Genomic DNA, 2,182 nt, shown 5'->3' on the forward strand with positions numbered 1-2,182 from the left:
CATCAAAATACTAAACAGGAAAAGATTCAAACCGGCGTGCCAATCAGGCTCAAAGTTTACGGAATCAAATAAGACAACAAAAGAACCTTTATCCTTTACGGAACGAATAGATAAAGGTTCTTCTTTCAAGAAAGATGAAAGGGTGTAGTACCTTGGAAAATTTGATGAGGATTTCCCATTATTTGTACTCGTTTACCCCCTGTAGCAACTTGCTTAGGGAAATAGTTCGTCCCGTACAATAAATCTACCCCATTCTGCTTGTTTTTGGTGAAAGTTTATTTAAACGTCGCGAATTCGGCAATAATCGTTAAAGTTTCGCCTGAAATGACGTTTAATGGCCATTTCACGACGTTTATCTGTCAGCTATTGACAAATGCTGATAACCATTCGTATCATTTGGCAGGCGTATTTGATGCCGAGCGTGGGCGCTGATAGATGCCTGCAGTTGTTGCGGTGAAGCATCTGCCGGTACCCTCCAAATACGAACCAAGCCCATCAATCGATTGGAAGATTGACGTTCGCTAGATAGCCGAATCCATACATGATGCTAACTGAAAGCAGAGCAGAACAAGTGAGGCAAGTACCAAACTGAGACGTTGCCAAACATGAGAGGTTGGGAAAAGCTGCAGAATGAGGATCAGTATGATGACTGTCATTCTTGTTTCGAAGAGTGTAAATATAATTATTATGATAATTTTGAATATTTTTCAGGAACTAATCGTTTGTGATAGAGGTTGAATGTGTATAAGAAGATTCGGCAATTATAATAGACTGTCAGTTGCAATGATAGCTCTTGTTTGCTATCAATTGCCAATGTAAAAATACAGCGATAATCCCTGTAACGACAAGAATAGAAAAATCTTCAGAGGCCATATCTTGATACCGACTCTTTTTTTAACTATTTTGAATGGTAGATTTATCTAATGACTGAATAGTTTTTTGAAATTAATGAAATAGACAAAGGAGCGCTAGTTTGTGAAATATCAAGAAAGTTCCCTTATCAGAAGAAGCTTTTATATGCTCGTATTATATTTGTTGAGTCCATCACCCCTACTTTTTTTGCTGATCATGCCTTACACAAATAATGTAGTATCATCGCTTTCGCTGGCATTTGCGTGTGTTACGTCGAGTGTCGTAGTAATATATATAGCGTATAAATTGTTTCATAAATACACCAATCAAAAAATCATTCAGCGGGTTAAACTGAGAGATATTTTTTACGTGATTGGTGGCTATCTGACCATTTTAATTAGCAATGAAATCCTGACAACCTTGAATTATACGATTTATCAGCGGGTACAAACGTCAAATAATCAGGTCATTGAATCATCTCTGTTAAATCACAATCAACTTATGGTTATTCTTCTTGCTATTAACGTGATTGTATTGGGTCCAATCACGGAAGAATTGGTTTTCCGAGGAATCTTAATGCATTTATTCTTTAAGCAAAATCAGTTATTTTTTAAAGTGCTATTGAGTGCTCTCATATTTGCTTCTGCCCATGGTGGCGATACGATTATTGGATTCTTGATGTACGTTGTTAATGGAGCAGTGTTTGCAGTTGTCTACTTTAAGACTGGGAAAATACAAGACACGATCGCCCTTCATTTTGTTAACAATATTGTTGCGGTATCGACAATATTATTTCTGTAATTGGTAACTAGCTATTTTTAAATATATGAGGTTCAAATGGTACTCAAGCCAATACATACCAATACTTTAAAAGCGATTCATATGTCTAGGGATCTTAAATTTAAGGTTCTTAAAAATTCTTGAAATTCAACATTTTATTGACATTCAAATTTTATAAGAGTAAATTACACAATGTAAAATTTAGCTATACCTAAAATTTTGGGGGACAATTTTTATGCAACAGTTGGCAACTAACCGGTCGGAATAGAAACTTACGGAAAAGGATCTCATGATGGTATCTGGGGTTTAATGCAGGGAATTACCGGAATCGTCCCTAAAGGCTCTAAGTTCTGAGGATGGCCTTGTAGTCACCTTGTTGATGACGAGGCCATTTTCATATGTAGGTGAATAAATGAAAAAAGAACCATTAGCATCCAAGATCTTTGTTGTCGGGGTCGTCAGCTTCGGCTGGGCATTCATAGCACAGATAGTTCCAACTCTCATGGGTATGTTTGGTACTGATACCAACCTTTTGATTAAAGACCCTAAA

The 2,182-nt window shown here is 36.7% G+C and carries 1 protein-coding gene; it reads left to right on the top strand.

Annotated elements, in window-relative coordinates; genetic code table 11:
- Positions 1-975 precede the first annotated feature (975 nt).
- The gene (locus ACWP87_RS13670) at positions 976-1,653 is read left to right on the top strand and encodes a CPBP family intramembrane glutamic endopeptidase (RefSeq protein ID WP_014568879.1); all 678 of its coding nucleotides are present in this window, start codon (positions 976-978) and stop codon (positions 1,651-1,653) included.
- Positions 1,654-2,182 lie beyond the last annotated feature (529 nt).

The sequence above is a fragment of the Lacticaseibacillus sp. 22 genome, from assembly GCF_055413445.1.